This window comes from Streptomyces sp. NPDC041814 (assembly GCF_055590565.1).
The window spans coordinates 490,501-507,599 of the sequence record NZ_JBVJAM010000003.1 but is presented as its reverse complement, the minus strand read 5'-3'; the positions used below and the strand labels follow the sequence as shown (position 1 = coordinate 507,599).

At 68.0% G+C, this 17,099-nt stretch carries 14 protein-coding genes; 9 read left to right on the top strand and 5 right to left on the bottom strand.

The genetic code is table 11. From position 1 onward, the window contains the following. Positions 1-125 precede the first annotated feature (125 nt). The 4 genes from ACZ6C6_RS11955 to ACZ6C6_RS11940 are packed head-to-tail and all read left to right on the top strand — an operon-like array spanning position 126 to position 4,205. Positions 126-1,058, top strand: a complete 933-nt coding sequence (locus tag ACZ6C6_RS11955) for an ABC transporter permease (RefSeq protein WP_161206940.1) — start codon at positions 126-128, stop codon at positions 1,056-1,058. After that, complete coding sequence (locus ACZ6C6_RS11950) at positions 1,051-1,998, top strand: ABC transporter permease (RefSeq protein ID WP_469201661.1); 948 nt, start codon at positions 1,051-1,053, stop codon at positions 1,996-1,998. Before ACZ6C6_RS11955 ends, ACZ6C6_RS11950 begins: the two co-directional genes overlap by 8 nt. Before the next feature lie 10 nt (positions 1,999-2,008). Beyond that, the gene (locus tag ACZ6C6_RS11945; protein WP_469201659.1) at positions 2,009-3,067 is read left to right on the top strand and encodes an ABC transporter ATP-binding protein; all 1,059 of its coding nucleotides are present in this window, start codon (positions 2,009-2,011) and stop codon (positions 3,065-3,067) included. After that, positions 3,060-4,205, top strand: a complete 1,146-nt coding sequence (locus ACZ6C6_RS11940) for an ABC transporter ATP-binding protein (RefSeq protein WP_469201657.1) — start codon at positions 3,060-3,062, stop codon at positions 4,203-4,205. The genes ACZ6C6_RS11945 and ACZ6C6_RS11940 overlap by 8 nt, the downstream gene beginning before the upstream one ends. A 196-nt stretch (positions 4,206-4,401) precedes the next feature. Here the strand turns inward: ACZ6C6_RS11940 and ACZ6C6_RS11935 are convergent, their stop codons facing one another. The 5 genes from ACZ6C6_RS11935 to ACZ6C6_RS11915 form a co-directional block, all read right to left on the bottom strand. Next, the gene (locus ACZ6C6_RS11935) at positions 4,402-5,532 is read right to left on the bottom strand and encodes an ABC transporter ATP-binding protein (protein ID WP_469201655.1); all 1,131 of its coding nucleotides are present in this window, start codon (positions 5,530-5,532) and stop codon (positions 4,402-4,404) included. A 26-nt stretch (positions 5,533-5,558) separates the two neighbouring features. Continuing rightward, positions 5,559-6,584, bottom strand: coding sequence for an ABC transporter ATP-binding protein (locus ACZ6C6_RS11930; RefSeq protein ID WP_469201653.1), 1,026 nt, complete (start codon positions 6,582-6,584; stop codon positions 5,559-5,561). An 11-nt stretch (positions 6,585-6,595) separates the two neighbouring features. After that, a complete protein-coding gene (locus ACZ6C6_RS11925; protein ID WP_469201651.1) occupies positions 6,596-7,576 on the bottom strand; it encodes an ABC transporter permease in 981 nt (326 codons plus the stop codon). A gap of 86 nt (positions 7,577-7,662) precedes the next feature. After that, positions 7,663-9,450 (bottom strand): ABC transporter substrate-binding protein, encoded by a 1,788-nt coding sequence (locus ACZ6C6_RS11920; protein ID WP_469201649.1) that lies wholly within the window; start codon positions 9,448-9,450, stop codon positions 7,663-7,665. A 74-nt stretch (positions 9,451-9,524) separates the two neighbouring features. After that, positions 9,525-10,553 (bottom strand): ABC transporter permease, encoded by a 1,029-nt coding sequence (locus tag ACZ6C6_RS11915; RefSeq protein WP_403998485.1) that lies wholly within the window; start codon positions 10,551-10,553, stop codon positions 9,525-9,527. A 506-nt stretch (positions 10,554-11,059) separates the two neighbouring features. Here ACZ6C6_RS11915 and ACZ6C6_RS11910 point away from each other — a divergent pair. From ACZ6C6_RS11910 to ACZ6C6_RS11890, 5 genes are all read left to right on the top strand, one after another. Beyond that, the gene (locus tag ACZ6C6_RS11910; protein WP_469201647.1) at positions 11,060-12,691 is read left to right on the top strand and encodes a peptide ABC transporter substrate-binding protein; all 1,632 of its coding nucleotides are present in this window, start codon (positions 11,060-11,062) and stop codon (positions 12,689-12,691) included. A 100-nt stretch (positions 12,692-12,791) separates the two neighbouring features. Beyond that, on the top strand, positions 12,792-13,715 hold the full coding sequence (locus ACZ6C6_RS11905) for an ABC transporter permease (protein WP_365677975.1): 924 nt from the start codon (positions 12,792-12,794) through the stop codon (positions 13,713-13,715). Continuing rightward, entirely contained in the window at positions 13,708-14,682 is a 975-nt protein-coding gene (locus ACZ6C6_RS11900) for an ABC transporter permease (protein ID WP_469201645.1), read from the top strand. Before ACZ6C6_RS11905 ends, ACZ6C6_RS11900 begins: the two co-directional genes overlap by 8 nt. Positions 14,683-14,695: 13 nt before the next feature. Further along, a complete protein-coding gene (locus tag ACZ6C6_RS11895) occupies positions 14,696-15,673 on the top strand; it encodes an ABC transporter ATP-binding protein (RefSeq protein ID WP_469201643.1) in 978 nt (325 codons plus the stop codon). After that, positions 15,663-16,946: an ABC transporter ATP-binding protein gene (locus ACZ6C6_RS11890; RefSeq protein ID WP_469201641.1), complete on the top strand. Its 1,284-nt coding sequence runs from the start codon at positions 15,663-15,665 to the stop codon at positions 16,944-16,946. Before ACZ6C6_RS11895 ends, ACZ6C6_RS11890 begins: the two co-directional genes overlap by 11 nt. Positions 16,947-17,099 lie beyond the last annotated feature (153 nt).

Sequence of the window (17,099 nt, the reverse complement as noted above, 5' to 3'; positions counted from 1 at the left end):
AGAACGGTCCCGCGCCTGCCGCTCGCAGTGGCCGGGGGGCCCTTCCACGCAACCGACCCACCCTCAGGGGCAGGCGGAGCGGGGGAGGGCCCGTCGGCTGCCGCCGCCTATTACATGGAGGCATGATGGGGCGCTATGTCGCACGACGACTGCTCCAGATGATCCCGGTCTTTCTCGGGACAACGCTGCTGATCTTCCTGATGGTCTACACGCTGCCCGGCGACCCCGTGCGCGGGCTCTTCGGGGACAAGGGGGCCGACCCGGCCACTCTGGAAGCGATGCGGCACAAGCTCGGACTGGACCAGCCGATTCTGGTGCAGTACTGGGACTACATGAAGGGCATGGTCTTTCATGGGGACTTCGGTAACCAGATAGCCAGCGGGCGCCCTGTCACCGACGTGCTCGGCGACGCCTTCCCGGTCACCCTGCGACTGGCGGGCATGGCGTTCGTCATCGAGATCATCCTCGGCATCGGCCTGGGCATGGTCGCGGGTCTGCGGGCGGGCCGGCTGGCCGACAACGTCGTCCTGATCCTGACGCTGCTGATCATCTCGATCCCCGTCTTCGTGCTGGCGCACATCGTGAAGTCCGTCTTCGCCGACCAGTTGGGGCTGATCTCGCCCAACGTCTCGAACGAGGCGACCTGGAGCGAACTGCTGACGCCGGCCATCGTGCTCGGCTCGCTCTCCCTCGCATACGTGGCCCGGCTGACCCGTACGACGATGGCCGAGAACCTGCGGTCCGACTACATGCGTACGGCCGTCGCCAAGGGACTTCCCAAGCGCCGCATCATCGGTGTGCACCTCATGCGCAACTCGATGATCCCCGTCATCACCTTCCTGGGCACCGACCTGGGAGCCCTGATGGGCGGTGCGGTCGTCACCGAGTCCGTCTTCAACGTCAAGGGCATCGGCGGCACCATCGTCGAGTCGATCACCCGGCGTGAAGGCACCACCCTGGTGGGCCTCGTCACCATCCTGGTGCTCGTCTACCTGTTCATGACCCTGATCGTCGACCTGCTGTACGCGGTCCTGGACCCGAGGATCCGTTATGCCTGACGTGACCAAGACCGCACCCGCGCCCGAGGACGTCCACGGTCCCGTCACGGACCCGACCTCCGTCGTGAAGGCCGCCAAGGCGCGCAGCCTGTGGGGCGACGCCTGGGCGGACCTGCGCCGCAACCCGTACTTTCTGGTGTCGTCGGTGCTCATCATCATCCTCCTGGTGATAGCCGTCTTCCCCGGCCTGTTCACCGGGGCTTCGGCGACCCACGCGGACCTCGGGAAGCACTTCCTGAAGAAGCCGGAGCTCAGCAAGATCGGCTCGGAGGGCTGGCTCGGATACGACGGGCAGGGCCGCAGCGTCTACGCCCGCGTCATCTACGGCACCCGCGCCTCGATCACCGTCGGCGTCTGCGTCACCGTGCTGGTGACCCTGTTCGGCGGCCTCATCGGCATGCTGTCCGGGTTCTTCGGCGGCTGGGTCGACGCGGTCCTCTCGGGCTTCACCAACATCTTCCTGGGCCTGCCCTTCCTGCTCGGCGCGATGGTCGTGCTCCAGTCCTTCAGCGAGCGCAAGGTGTGGGTCGTCGTCCTCGCCCTGGCGTTCCTGGGCTGGACGCAGATCGCCCGCGTCATGCGAGGCGCGGTGATCACCGTCAAGGAGGCCGACTACGTCCAGGCGGCCAGAGCGCTCGGCGCGGGGACCAGCCGGATCATGTTCCGGCACATCCTGCCGAACGTGATGGCGCCGGTGATCGTCGTCGCCACCATCTCGCTGGGTGTGTACATCTCGGCCGAGGCGACTCTGTCGTACCTGGGCCTCGGTCTCGCCGACCCGACCATCTCGTGGGGCATCGACATCTCGACCGGTTCGAACCAGATCCGGGTGGCACAGCACATCCTGATCTACCCGTCGATCATGCTCAGCATCACCGTTCTGGCGTTCATCATGCTCGGCGAAGCCGTCCGCAACGCCCTCGATCCGAAGTCGCGATAGGAGGGCGAACGTGGCCACCATCAACACGACCGCCGAAGTCCCGTCCGCACGCCGGGGTGACGACCACGTCGGTCCCCTGCTCGAAGTCCGTGACCTGCACGTGGAGTTCCACACCCGCGACGGTGTGGCCAAGGCGGTCAACGGGGTCAACTACAGCGTGGACGCCGGCGAGACCCTCGCCGTCCTCGGTGAGTCCGGCTCCGGCAAGTCCGTGACGGCGCAGGCCATCATGGGCATCCTCGACATGCCGCCCGGCAAGATCCCCAAGGGCGAGATCCTCTTCCGCGGCCAGGACATGCTCAAGATGTCCAACGAGGAGCGCCGGAAGATCCGCGGTCAGAAGATCGCCATGATCTTCCAGGACGCGCTGTCCTCGCTGAACCCGGTCCTCACCGTCGGCTACCAGCTCGGCGAGATGTTCCGGGTCCACCAGGGCCTGTCCAAGAAGGAAGCCCGCGCCAAGGCCATCGACCTGATGGACCAGGTGAAGATCCCGGCCGCCGCGGCCCGGGTCTCGGACTACCCGCACCAGTTCTCCGGCGGTATGCGCCAGCGCATCATGATCGCGATGGCGCTCGCCCTGGAACCGGACCTGATCATCGCGGACGAGCCGACCACCGCGCTCGACGTGACCGTCCAGGCCCAGGTGATGGACCTGCTCGCGGAGCTCCAGCGCGAGTACAACATGGGCCTGATCCTGATCACCCACGACCTGGGTGTCGTCGCGGACGTCGCCGACAAGATCGCCGTGATGTACGCGGGCCGGATCGTCGAGACCGCCCCGGTGCACGAGATCTACAAGCGCCCCGCGCACCCGTACACCAAGGGTCTGCTGGCCTCGATCCCGCGCCTGGACCAGAAGGGCCAGGAGCTCTTCGCGATCAAGGGTCTGCCGCCCAACCTGCTGCACGTGCCGTCGGGCTGCGCCTTCAACCCGCGCTGCACCATGGCCCAGGACATCTGCCGTTCGGACATCCCGGCCCTCCTGCCGGTGACCGAGCAGGACGGCACCGAGCTGGCCGGCCGCCGCAGCGCCTGTCACTTCTGGAAGGAGACGATCCATGGCTGACATCTCGAAGGAGTCCGTGGACGCCACCCCCAACGTCTCCGACGTGGAGACCGTCGACGCGGCGTCCGAGGCGGAGGCCGTAGCCGCCATCGACGCGCCCGTGTCGCAGGGGGAGCCGATCCTCCAGGTGCGCAACCTCGTCAAGCACTTCCCGCTGACGCAGGGCATCCTCTTCAAGAAGCAGGTCGGCGCGGTCAAGGCCGTCGACGGCATCTCGTTCGACCTGTACGCGGGCGAGACGCTGGGCATCGTCGGCGAGTCCGGCTGTGGCAAGTCCACCGTCGCCAAGCTGCTGATGACGCTGGAGCGGGCCACCGCCGGCGAGGTCTTCTACAAGGGCCAGGACATCACCAAGCTGTCCGGCCGCGCGCTGAAGGCCGTGCGCCGCAACATCCAGATGGTGTTCCAGGACCCGTACACCTCGCTCAACCCCCGTATGACGGTGGGCGACATCATCGGCGAGACGTACGAGATCCACCCGGAGGTGGCTCCCAAGGGCGACCGGCGGCGCAGGGTGCAGGAGCTCCTGGACGTCGTCGGGCTCAACCCGGAGTACATCAACCGGTACCCGCACCAGTTCTCCGGCGGTCAGCGCCAGCGCATCGGGATCGCCCGCGGCCTCGCGCTCAACCCGGAGATCATCATCTGCGACGAGCCGGTCTCCGCGCTCGACGTGTCGGTGCAGGCGCAGGTCGTCAACCTGATGGAGAAGCTCCAGGACGAGTTCAACCTGTCCTACCTCTTCATCGCGCACGACCTGTCGATCGTCCGGCACATCTCGGACCGGGTCGGCGTCATGTACCTCGGCAAGATGGCCGAGATCGGGACGGACGTCCAGATCTACGACCACCCGACGCACCCCTACACCCAGGCGCTGCTGTCGGCGGTCCCGGTCCCCGACCCGGAGGCCCGCGAGGGCCGCGAGCGGATCATCCTCTCCGGTGACGTCCCGTCCCCGGCCAACCCGCCGTCGGGCTGCCGCTTCCGCACCCGCTGCTGGAAGGCCCAGGACAAGTGCGCCACCGAGGTGCCGCTCCTCGCGGTCCCCGAGCGCTTCAAGGACTCGAAGACGCCGGCCGCCCACGAGTCGGCCTGCCACTTCGCGGAGGAGAAGGACGTGGTGCACGCGGCCTCGTAACGCCGCGCGCGACAAAGGGCGCCCCGGAACCGATGGGTTCCGGGGCGCCTTTCCCGTGTACCGGGAACCGGGCTCGCAGGGTGCTCGGGTCAATGGGCCGATGCGGGCTCGGTTCCCCCGGCCGGAGCCGTATGGCGGGCGTGGACCGGTCGGGTCCCGCGCCGGGCGTACGGCCCCGGGGCCGAGGCGAGGGGTGTCAGCCTCGCGCCTCGCGGTCTTCGGGCCCGCCGTCCTTCTCCAGACCCTTGGCGGGCTTGGCGTCCGCCGTGCCGAGGCTCTTGGCGGGCTTGGCGTCCGCCGTGCGGGCCTGCGGGACGGCGGCCACCGACTGGGAGTCCTCCGGGTAGTGGCAGGCCGTCAGGTGGCCCTCACGGCTGCCGGAGACCCGCACCAGCGGGGGCGTCTCGCTCGCGCACTTGTCCGTCGCCTTCCAGCAGCGGGTGCGGAAGCGGCAGCCCGACGGCGGGTCGACGGGGGACGGGACGTCGCCGGTGAGCCGGATGCGGTCACGGGCCGGCGTGTCGTCCGCGCTGGCCTCGGGCACGGCGGAGAGCAGCGCCCGGGTGTAGGGGTGGCGCGGATTCCCGTACAGGTCGTCGCGGTCCGCGATCTCCACGATCCGGCCGAGGTACATCACGGCGACGCGCTGCGAGAAGTGCCGTACGACCGCCAGGTCGTGGGCGATGAACAGGAAGGCGATCCCCAGCTCCTTCTGGAGCTTCTGCAGCAGGTTGACCACCTGCGCCTGGATCGACACGTCCAGCGCCGACACCGGCTCGTCCGCCACGATCAGCTTCGGCTGCAGGGCCAGTGCGCGGGCGACCCCGATGCGCTGGCGCTGACCGCCGGAGAACTCGTGCGGGAAGCGGTTGTAGTGCTCCGGGTTGAGCCCGACGGTCTCCAGCAGCTCCCGCACCCGGGCCTCGCGGCCGCCGGGCGGCTCGATGCCGTTGACCTCCATCGGCGCCGACACGATCTTCCCGACCGTCTGGCGCGGGTTCAGCGAGGCGTACGGGTCCTGGAAGATCATCTGGATCTCGGAGCGGACCGGGGCCAGCTGCTTGCGGGTGGCGTGCGTGATGTCCTGCCCGCGGTAGGTGATCCGGCCCGCGGTCGGCTCAAGCAGCCGGGTGACCAGCCGGCCCGTGGTCGACTTGCCGCAGCCGGACTCACCGACCAGGCCCAGGCTCTCGCCCTCGGCGACGGTGAAGTCCAGTCCGTCCACGGCCTGGACGGCCCCGACGGTCCGCCGGATCGGGAAGCCGCCCTTGATCGGGAAGTGCTTGGTGAGTCCGGAGACGTCCAGGAGGGGATCGGTGCTGCTCATGGTGGGAAAGTCCCGTCTCTTGTACGTCAGTTGGCCCGGGTGTCGGCGAAGTCGGTGAAGAACTCCACGCGCTGCTCCGGGGTCAGGTGGCAGGCCGCCCCGCGCCCGGACACCAGGTCCAGCGGAGGCTGCTGGGCCGAGCAGCGGTCGCCGCCGACCTGCTCGGTGAAGGAGCACCGCGGGTGGAAGCGGCAGCCGCTCGGCGGGTTGAGGAGGCTCGGCGGGGTACCGGGGATCGGCGACAGCGGCACGTCCACCGGGCCTTCGAGGGTGGGCATCGAGCCCAGCAGACCCCAGGTGTACGGGTGCTGGGGCGTGCGCAGCACCTCCTTCTTCGTACCCCGCTCCACACAGCGCCCGCCGTACATCACGAGGACGTCGTCCGCGATGTCGGCGATGACCCCGAGGTCGTGGGTGATGAAGATGATCGAGGTGCCGAACTCCTGCTGGAGGTCCTTGAGCAGGTCCATGATCTGGGCCTGCACGGTGACGTCCAGCGCGGTCGTCGGCTCGTCCGCGATCAGCAGCGCGGGGTCGCAGACCAGCGACATGGCGATCATGGCCCGCTGGCGCATACCGCCGGAGAACTGGTGCGGGTAGTCGTCCACGCGCAGGTCCGGCTGCGGGATGCCGACCTTGGTGAGCATCTCGATGGCCCGCGCCCGGGCCTCCTGCTTGGAGGCGCCGGTGTGCTTCCGGAACGTCTCGCCGATCTGCTTGCCGACCGTGTGGTACGGCGACAGGGAGGCCAGGGCGTCCTGGAAGACCATGGACATCTTGTTGCCGCGCAGCCGCTCCAGTTCGCGCTCGGACGCGGTCAGCAGGTCCTGCCCGTCGAGCAGGATCTCGCCCTCGATCTCGGTGTGGTCGGGGTGGTGCAGTCCGAGGATGGCCAGGTTGGTGACGGACTTGCCGGAGCCGGACTCGCCGACGATGCCGAGGGTCTTGCCGCGCTCCAGGTCGAAGGAGAGCCCGTCGACGGCCTTGACCATGCCGTCTTCGCTGGAGAAGTGCACGCGCAGATCGCGTACGGAGAGGAAGGGGGTGCTCATGGGGTCTCTCCCTAGGCGAGGCGGACGCGTGGGTCGATGAGGGCGTAGACGGCGTCGACGACGATGTTGAAGAAGACGATCGCCGCCGCCGCGACCAGGACGACACCCAGGATCATCGGCAGGTCGTTGTCGTAGACCGCCTTGATCGACAGGGCGCCGATGCCGTGCAGGCCGAAGGTCTTCTCGGTGATGATCGCGCCGCCGAGCAGCAGGCCGAGGTCGAGCCCGAAGATGGTGACGATCGGGCCCATCGCGCCGCGCCAGGCGAACCGGAAGAACACGGTGCGCCGGGACAGGCCCTTGGCACGGGCGGTGCGGACGTAGTCCTCGCTCATCGTCTCCACGAGCTGGGAGCGGGTCATACGCGTGTAGTTGGCGGTGAAGATCAGCGCCAGCACCATCCAGGGCAGCAGCAGTCCGGAGAACCAGCCGGCCGGGTCCTCGGTGAACGGGACGTCCTTGGGGCGGCTGAGGATGTGCCACTGGTCGCTGAGGTAGTACATGGCGACCACGCCGACGATGTAGATCTGCATCGAGGAGCCGATCAGGGACGCCGAGGAGGCGACCTTGTCCAGCGCCTTGCCCTGCTTCACCGCGGCCAGCATGCCCGTGCCCACACCGAAGAGCACGAAGACGACCGCGCTGCCGACGGAGAGGGAGAACGTCGTCGGGAGGCGGTCCATGATGGTGGCGAGGACCGGCTCGCGGTTGCGGAACGAGTAGCCCAGGCACGGCGCGGGGCAGTGGCCGAACGAGCTGTAGTCGCGCCCGACGAACACGCCCTCCAGCCAGTGCCAGTACTGCACGGGCAGCGGGTCGGCGATGCCGAGGTTCTGCTTGACCAGTGCCAGCGTCTCCGGCGTGCAGATCTTGCCGCAGGCCGCGCGAGCGGGGTCGCGGGGTGCGACGTAGAAGAGGACGAAGGTGATGGCACTGATGATCAGCAGGATGACCAGTGCGCCGATTGCCCGGCGGATGAGGAAGCGGAACATGGCGATGGATTTCCCTGGCAGACGCCGACGAGGGGGAGGGGAGCGGGCGGGGCGCCGCCGGGGCGCCCCGCCTCGGGGGGTGTCGGCTAGGCCTTCACGAAGAGCTTGTAGAAGATGGCCGAGGAGTACTGCGGGTGGAACATGGCGCCGCCGACCTTGGAGCCGTAGAGGTAGAAGCGGCGCTGGAACGTCTCGGGGATGATCGGCGCCTCCTCCGTCATGATCCGCTTGTCGAGCGCGGCCCACGCCTTGCCGGCCTCGGCCGGGTCCGCGATGGTGACGTTCTTCTTGATGGCCTCGTTGACCCAGTCGACGTTCAGCTGCGAGATGTTGTTCGCGCCGTCCGCGATGGTCCCGCCGTCGAGCAGCGGCTGGATCAGCGTGTAGCCGGTCGGCCAGTCCGGGGACCAGCCGAACCACATCACGTCGAACTTGTTGTCGATCTTCTGGACGCCGTCGTAGTAGCTGGTGGACTCCAGCGGCTTGAGGACGGGCTCGAAACCGGCCGCCTTGAGGGCGTTCTCGATGACGACCTTGGTCTTGTCGTAGGTGTTGCTCTGCGGGAAGGCGTAGACGATCTTCTGACCCTCCTTGCCCGCCTCCTTGAGCAGCGCCTTCGCCTTCTCCGGGTCGCCCTGCGGCTTCTTCAGCTTGCCGTAGACGTCGTCCTTGGCGTAGCCCAGGATGTCGGGGCTCAGGATGGACGTGGCGTAGTCACCGGCCGAGGGGCCACCGTAGATCTTGCGGATCTGCTCCAGCGGCCAGGCGTGGATGAGGGCCTGGCGCACCTTCAGGTCGGTGATGCGCTTGGTGTTGATCGCGTAGTAGTAGATGCCGGTGAGCAGACCGTTGAAGGTGCGCTTCTTCAGCTCGGCGTCGGTGAGGACCTTCTGGATGCGCTCGGCCGGGACGCCGCTGTACGCCATGACGGCGTACTGGTCGTCGCCGGAGTCGGCGATCAGGCGGTCGGTCGCCTGGAGCGACTCGGGGCCGAACTCGTAGACGATGCTGTCCGGGTACGCGTTGCGGATGGCGTCGGTGTTCGGGTCCCAGTGCTCGTTGCGGACCAGGGTCATCGACTTGTCGACGGAGTGCGACTTGATGCGGTACGGGCCGCAGGACACCGGGTCCTTGTCGTACTTCTCCTTGCTGTCGCCCTTGACCGGGACGGCGCCGTAGGAGCTCATCGCCAGGGTGAAGTTGAAGTCCGGGCGGGTCTCGGCCAGCTTGAAGGTGATGGTCTTCGCGGCCTTGTCGGTCACGACCGAGTCGAGGTGCTTGCCGCTGAACGGGCCCTTGTACTTCCCGCGGAAGTCCGAGGAGCCGGTGAGCGCCTGCTGGGCGTAGCCGGCGCCCTCGGTGGTGAAGCTGGCGAAGCCGCGCTCGATGCCGTGGCGCACGTCCTCGACCGTCAGCTCCTTGCCGTCCTCCCACTTGAGGCCGTCCTTGAGCGTGAACTCCCAGGTCTTGCCGCCGTCCTTGGTGGTGCCGGCGTCGGTGGCGAGGTCGCCGACGAGCTTCATCGAGCCGTCGGAGGCGATCTTGTAGCCGGTCAGGCAGCGGATGAAGAGGTCACCGACCGCGGAGTTCCACGAGAAGTAGATGCGCTGCGGGTCGAGGTGCGAGAAGTCGTCCGGCGCGATGCCGCGGATCGTCCCGCCCTTCTTGGCGCCGGGGATCTCCGGAGCGGCGCCCGTGGAGTCCTCCTTGGTGCCGACGACCACCGAGCCGGTGTACTTGTCGGTGCCGCCGTGGCCCTTGCTCTTGTCGCCCTTGCCGGCGCTGGAGCTGCCGCTGCTGCAGGCGGTGAGCACCATCGAGCCGCCGGCCGCGACCGACGTGGCGATGACGAAGTTTCTGCGGGAGAGAGACATGGCTTCCTGCTCTGGTCGAGTGGAGAAACGGTGGATCCGGGTGGGCCCCGTCGCCCGTCCGGAGTACGGCGGATTCAGCGCTTGGTCTTGGGGTCCAGTGCGTCGCGCACGGAGTCGCCGAGGAGGTTGAAGGCGATCACGAAGATCACCATCGACGCGCCGGGGAAGAGCATGAAGGTGATGTCGCTCTGATAGACGTCCGAGCCGCGCTGGATCATCACGCCCCAGTCCGGGGTCGGGGACGTCAGCCCGACGCCGAGGAAGGCGAGACCCGCCTCCGCCGTCACGTACGCGGGCAGCGCGAGCGTGGCCTGGATCAGGATCGGTGTCCAGAGGTTGGGCAGCAGTTCCTTGAAGATGATCCGCGCCGGGGAGGCACCGGTGACCTTGGCGGCCTCCACGAACTCGCGCTCGCGCAGGGCCAGCACCTCACCGCGCAGCAGACGGGCGATGGAGGCCCAGCCGAAGGCGGTCATGACCGAGATGAGGGTGACCACGGTCAGCCAGACCGGAGTGTTCTCCTCCGGGTCGACCAGGATCGAGAGCAGTACGGGCCAGAAGGCGATGAAGAAGAGCGTGGACGGGAAGGCCAGCAGGATGTCGATGACCCGGCCGACCAGGTAGTCCGTCTTGCCCCCGAGGTAGCCCGCGGTGATGCCGATCGCGATGCCGATCACGGTGACGAGCAGCGTGGTGGCGGCGGCGATGAGCAGGGAGTTGCGGATGCCGTAGAGCAGGAAGGTGAAGACGTCCCGGCCGAGACCGGGCTCGATGCCGAACCAGAAGTCGCCGCTGATCCCGCCGTTGGGAAGGACCGGGGAGCCGAAGTCGTCCAGCAGGCTGGTGTCGTTCTGCCCGTACGTCGTGTACGGGTCCTTTCCGTACAACTTCGCGATCAGCGGGGCGGCAATGCCCACCACGAAGAAGAAAATGACCACATAGGCGGAAATCACGCCGGTGCGGTCCCGCTTGAAGCGACGCCAGGCGAGCTTTCCGGGTGACCGGCCGTCACCGCCCTTGCCCGAGGCGGACTCCGGCGGAAGGGCCGCCGTCACATCCGCCGCCTCAAGAGTGGCTGCTGCGTTCGAGGTTGGAATCGTCATGGTGCTCCTGGCCCGGAGGGTCGAAGGACTCCGCAGGGCACACCCACGGGCTACCCGGACTTTTTCAACGCAATTCACGCAGGGTCAATGAATGTCGAGCCGCCTTGGTCCGCTCTTTGGCACCTTGACCGTTTCATGACCCGCACATGGTGAGTCTTTTACCTTGCATTTACCTGGTACTGGGGATATTGACCTGCAATTCAATTCAATCCGGGCATTGAGTCCGATATCCGGGCGGCGTTGTCTCGGAATTCGTACATCCGGATGTGGTGCTATGCGGTCGATGCCGGTTCGTTGTCCCGCCGTTATTGCTTCGTCGCTCGTCAGGCGGGGTGGGGAGCTCCGTCTGGGTGTCGTGTACGCGTCCGGAATCCGGTGTCCGGGCGTGTTCGCGGGTGCCCGGAGGGGTGTCGGCGCGCCCGAATGGGCGGAGTAGATATGCATACGCACCGTTCTGAGGTGATATTTGACCTCACGTAAGCCGGAGCACAATGAGGAGGCACTCCATGCGCGGAGCCACACACGTCAAGTGGGCCGCATGCGCGGCGGCCGTCGCCCTGGCGGCGACGGCCTGCGGCGGGGGCGACAGCGGTGGCGGTGGAGGTGGCGCCGACGGGATCGTCAGCTCGTCCTGGGGTGACCCGCAGAACCCGCTGGAGCCGGCCAACACGAACGAGGTGCAGGGCGGCAAGGTCCTCGACATGATCTTCCGGGGTCTGAAGAAGTACGACCCGAAGACCGGCGAGGCCACCAACATGCTCGCGGAGAAGATCGAGACCAAGGACAACCAGAACTTCACCGTCACGGTGAAGGACGGCTGGACCTTCAGCAACGGCGAGAAGATCACCGCCAAGTCCTTCGTGGACGCGTGGAACTACGGCGCCCTCCTGAAGAACAACCAGAAGAACGCCTACTTCTTCGGCTACATCGACGGCTACGACAAGGTCCACCCGGAGTCGGGGAAGGCCAGCGCCACCAAGCTCTCGGGCCTCAAGGTCGTGGACGGCCAGACCTTCACGGTCAAGCTGTCGCAGAAGTTCTCGCTGTGGCCCGACACCCTCGGCTACCCGGCCTTCGCCCCGCTCCCCAAGACCTTCTACACCGACCACGCCGGCTGGCTCTCCAAGCCCGTCGGCAACGGCCCGTACACCATCGACAAGTACACCAAGGGCTCCTCGATGAGCCTGCGCAAGTGGGACGACTACCCCGGGGACGACAAGGCGCAGAACGGCGGCATCGACCTCAAGGTCTACACCGACAACAACACCGCCTACACCGACCTGACGGCCGGCAACCTCGACCTCGTGGACGACGTGCCCGCCTCGCAGCTCAAGAACGTCAAGTCGGACCTCGGCGACCGCTACATCAACACCCCGGCCGGCATCATCCAGACCCTCGCCTTCCCCTTCTACGACAAGAACTGGGACACCGCCGGCGCCGTCAAGGTCCGCCAGGGCCTGTCGATGGCGATCAACCGCCAGCAGATCACCGACCAGATCTTCCAGAAGACCCGCACCCCCGCCTCCGATTGGACGTCTCCGGTCCTCGGCGAGGACGGCGGCTTCAAGAAGGGGCTCTGCGGCAAGGAGTGCACGTACAACGCCGCCGAGGCGAAGAAGATGATCGAGGACGGCGGCGGCATCCCCGGCGGCCAGCTCAAGATCTCGTACAACGGCGACACCGGCTCCCACAAGGAGTGGGTCGACGCCGTCTGCAACAGCATCAACAAGGTCATGGGCAATAACAAGGCGTGCGTGGGCGCCCCCGTCGGCACCTTCGCCGACTTCCGCAGCCAGGTCTCCCAGCAGAAGCTGCACGGCGCCTGGCGCGCGGGCTGGCAGATGGACTACCCGCTCATCCAGAACTTCCTGCAGCCCGTGTACTACACCAACGCCTCGTCCAACGACGGCAAGTGGAGCAACAAGCAGTTCGACGACCTCGTGGACAAGGCCAACGCCGAGTCCGACAAGGCCAAGGCCGTCTCCACCTTCCAGGACGCCGAGAAGGTCATGGTCGAGCAGATGCCCGTCATCCCGCTCTGGTACCAGAACGGCAGCGCCGGCTACTCGGAGAACGTCACCAACGTCTCGCTGAACCAGTTCAGCGTCCCGGTGTACGAGCAGATCAAGGTCAAGTAAGGGACGAAGCCGGGCGACCCGTGCGGTGACGCACCGGCCGCCCGGCTTCCCCGTCCCCCGACTCCCGAGCCTCCGTCCCCCGCGACCCCCGGAGCCCTTCATGGGACGTTATGTGATCCGGCGGCTGCTGCAGATGATCCCGGTCTTCTTCGGCACCACGCTGTTGATCTTCCTGATGGTGAACGTGATGGGTGACCCCATCGCGGGTCTCTGCGGCGACCGCCAGTGCGACCCGGCGACCGCCGCCCAACTCCGCTCGGAATTCGGCCTCGACAAGCCGGTGTGGCAGCAATACCTCACCTACATGGGCAACGTCTTCACCGGCGACTTCGGCACCGCGTTCAACGGGCAGAAGGTCACCGAGCTGATGGGCACCGCGTTCCCCATCACCATCCGCCTTACGCTCGTCGCGATCGTCTTCGAGATCGTCATCGGCATCAGCCTCGGCGTCGTCACCGGGCTGCGCCGCGGCCGGCCGGTCGACACCACGGTCCTCATCCTCACGCTGGTCGTGATCTCGATCCCGACCTTCGTCACCGGTCTGCTGCTCCAGCTGCTCCTGGGCGTCGAATGGGGCGTCATCAAGCCGTCCGTCTCGCCCGAGGCCCCCCTGAACGAGCTGCTCATCCCGGGCCTGGTGGTCGCCTCCGTCTCCCTGGCGTACGTCACCCGGCTCACCCGGACCTCGATCGCCGAGAACACCCGCGCCGACTACGTCCGCACCGCGACCGCCAAGGGGCTGCCCCGGCGCCGCGTGGTCATCCGCCACCTGCTGCGCAACTCGCTGATCCCCGTCGTCACCTTCATCGGTACGGACGTGGGCGCCCTGATGGGCGGGGCGATCGTCACCGAGCGGATCTTCAACATCCATGGCGTCGGCTACCAGCTCTACCAGGGCATCCTGCGCCAGAACTCGCAGACCGTCGTCGGCTTCGTCACCGTCCTGGTGCTGGTCTTCCTGGCGGCCAACCTGATCGTCGACCTCCTCTACGCCGTACTCGACCCGAGGATCCGCTATGCCTGAGCAGACACCGGACGAGGCGATCTCGGCCGCCGGAGCCGGCGGGCCCACGGACCTCGCGCTCGCGGAGGGCGACAGCCTGGAGAAGACCCCCGGCGGACCCGAGGGGACCGGGCCGGAGACCAAACCGCAGAGCCTGTGGTCCGACGCCTGGCGCGACCTGCGCCGCAACCCGGTCTTCATCATCTCCGCGCTGATCATCCTGTTCCTGGTGGTCATCTCGATCTGGCCGCAGCTCATCGCCTCCGGCGACCCGCTCGACTGCGACCTCGGCAAGGCCCAGCAGGGCTCCCAGCCCGGCCACCCCTTCGGCTACGACGGACAGGGCTGCGACGTCTACACCCGCGTCGTCTACGGCGCCCGCAACTCCGTCACCGTCGGCATCTGCTCCACCCTCGGCGTCGCCCTGATCGGCAGCGTCCTCGGCGGCCTCGCCGGCTTCTTCGGCGGCTGGTGGGACGCGGTCCTGTCCCGGCTCACCGACATCTTCTTCGGCATCCCCGTCGTCCTCGGCGGCCTGGTCTTCCTGTCCGTGGTGACCAGCTCCACGGTCTGGCCGGTGATCGGCTTCATCGTCCTGCTGGGCTGGCCGCAGATCGCCCGCATCGCCCGCGGCTCCGTCATCACCGCCAAGCACAACGACTACGTCCAGGCGGCCCGGGCCCTCGGCGCGTCCAACGGCCGGATGATGCTGCGCCACATCGCGCCGAACGCCGTCGCCCCGGTCATCGTCGTCGCGACCATCGCGCTGGGCACGTACATCTCGCTGGAGGCGACCCTGTCGTTCCTCGGCGTCGGCCTGAAGCCGCCCGCCGTCTCCTGGGGCATCGACATCTCCGCCGCGTCCCAGTACATCCGCAACGCCCCGCACATGCTCCTCTGGCCCGCCGGCGCGCTGGCGGTGACGGTGCTGGCCTTCATCATGCTCGGCGACGCGGTGCGCGACGCCCTCGACCCCAAGCTGCGCTGAGGAGTCCGCTGCCATGTTGCTCGAAGTGCGCGATCTGCACGTGGAGTTCCACACCCGGGACGGGGTCGTGAAGGCCGTCAACGGGGTCAACTACTCGGTGGCCGAGGGCGAGACGCTCGCGGTGCTCGGCGAATCCGGCTCCGGCAAGTCGGTCACCGCACAGGCGGTCATGGGCATCCTCGACATGCCCCCGGGGAAGATCCCGCAGGGCGAGATCCTGTTCAAGGGCCGCGACCTGCTGAAGATGAGGAAGGAGGAGCGCCGGAAGATCCGCGGCCAGGAGATGGCCATGATCTTCCAGGACGCGCTGTCCTCCCTCAACCCCGTCCTGACCGTCGGCGAACAGCTCGGCGAGATGTACGTCGTGCACCGCGGGATGTCCCGTAAGGACGCGAAGGCCAAGGCCATCGAGCTGATGGACCGGGTCCGCATCCCGGCCGCCAAGGAGCGGGTGGGCAACTATCCGCACCAGTTCTCCGGCGGCATGCGCCAGCGCATCATGATCGCGATGGCGCTCGCCCTGGAGCCCTCCCTGATCATCGCGGACGAGCCCACCACCGCCCTCGACGTGACCGTCCAGGCCCAGGTGATGGACCTCCTCGCGGAGCTCCAGCGCGAACTGAACATGGGCCTGATCCTCATCACCCACGACCTCGGCGTGGTGGCGGACGTCGCCGACAAGATCGCCGTGATGTACGCGGGCCGCATCGTGGAGACCTCGCCCGTGCACGACATCTACAAGGCGCCCGCCCATCCGTACACCAAGGGTCTGCTGGCCTCGATCCCGCGCCTGGACCAGAAGGGCCAGGAGCTGTACGCGATCAAGGGCCTGCCGCCCAACCTGCTGCACATCCCGCCCGGCTGCGCCTTCAACCCGCGCTGCCCGATGGCCCAGGACGTCTGCCGCACCGACGTGCCACCGCTGTACGACGTGTCCGAGCACCGAAAGAGCGCCTGCCACTTCTGGAAGGAGACGCTCGATGCACGCTGACCACTCGGGGCGCAAGGAAGCGCGCGAGGAGGGCGAGACCGCGCGCACCCTGCTGTCCAAGTCGCGCCGGGAGAGCGCGTACGCGGGCGGCGAACCGATCCTGGAGGTGCGCGACCTCATCAAGCACTACCCGCTCACGCAGGGCGTCCTCATCAAGAAGCAGGTCGGCGCGGTCAAGGCCGTCGACGGGGTCACCTTCGACCTCGCGGCCGGTGAGACGCTGGGCGTCGTGGGGGAGTCCGGCTGCGGCAAGTCGACGGTCGCCCGGCTGCTCGTCCAGCTGGAGAAGCCGACGGCCGGGGCCATCAGGTACAAGGGCGAGGACATCACCAAGCTGTCCGGCCGCGCGCTGAAGGCCGTGCGCCGCAACATCCAGATGGTGTTCCAGGACCCGTACACCTCGCTCAACCCGCGCATGACGGTGGGCGACATCATCGGGGAGCCGTACGAGATCCACCCCGAGGTCGCCCCGAAGGGCAGCCGGCGCCGCAAGGTGCAGGAGCTCCTGGACGTCGTCGGGCTCAACCCGGAGTACATCAACCGGTACCCGCACCAGTTCTCCGGCGGTCAGCGCCAGCGCATCGGGATCGCCCGCGGCCTCGCGCTCAACCCGGAGATCATCGTCGCCGACGAACCGGTCTCCGCGCTCGACGTCTCCGTCCAGGCACAGGTCGTCAACCTGCTGGACCGGCTCCAGGCCGAGTTCAACCTGAGCTACGTCTTCATCGCGCACGACCTCTCCATCGTGCGGCACATCTCCGACCGGGTCGGCGTGATGTATCTGGGCCGGTTCGTGGAGATCGGCACCGACGCGGAGATCTACGACCACCCCACGCACCCGTACACGCAGGCGCTGCTCTCCGCCGTGCCGGTGCCGGACCCCGCGGCGCGGGAGTTCCGCGAGCGGATCATCCTGCACGGCGACGTGCCCTCGCCCGCCAACCCGCCCTCCGGCTGCCGCTTCCGCACCCGCTGCTGGAAGGCCCAGAAGCGGTGCGAGCTGGAGGTGCCGCTGCTGGCGGTCCCGGAGGCGTTCCAGGACGTGGACACCCCCGCGCGGCACCCCTCCGCGTGCCACTTCGCGGAGGAGAAGCGAGTGGTCCCGCCGGAGGGCACCCTCGACTCGGTGCCGGGGGAGGGCGGCCAGGGGGAGGCGGCCGCGCGGGCGGCGGAGGCCGCGGAGGCGGAGGCGGCGGAGGCCGGGGAGCGGCCCGGACCGGCGGACCGCGACGAGGGCCCGCCCCCGCCGTCCGGGAGCAGCCGGGCGGTCTGACGCGGCGTTAACACGCGGGCAACGTCCCCGATATACGGACGCGGCATCATCGACAGCGTACGGCCGTGCGGGTGCCGTGGAACCGGCCGGTGGGGTGTGACGCCCCCCGGCCGGTCGCCGTACGGGCGGCGGTGCGGGCCCTCTTGTCCGGAG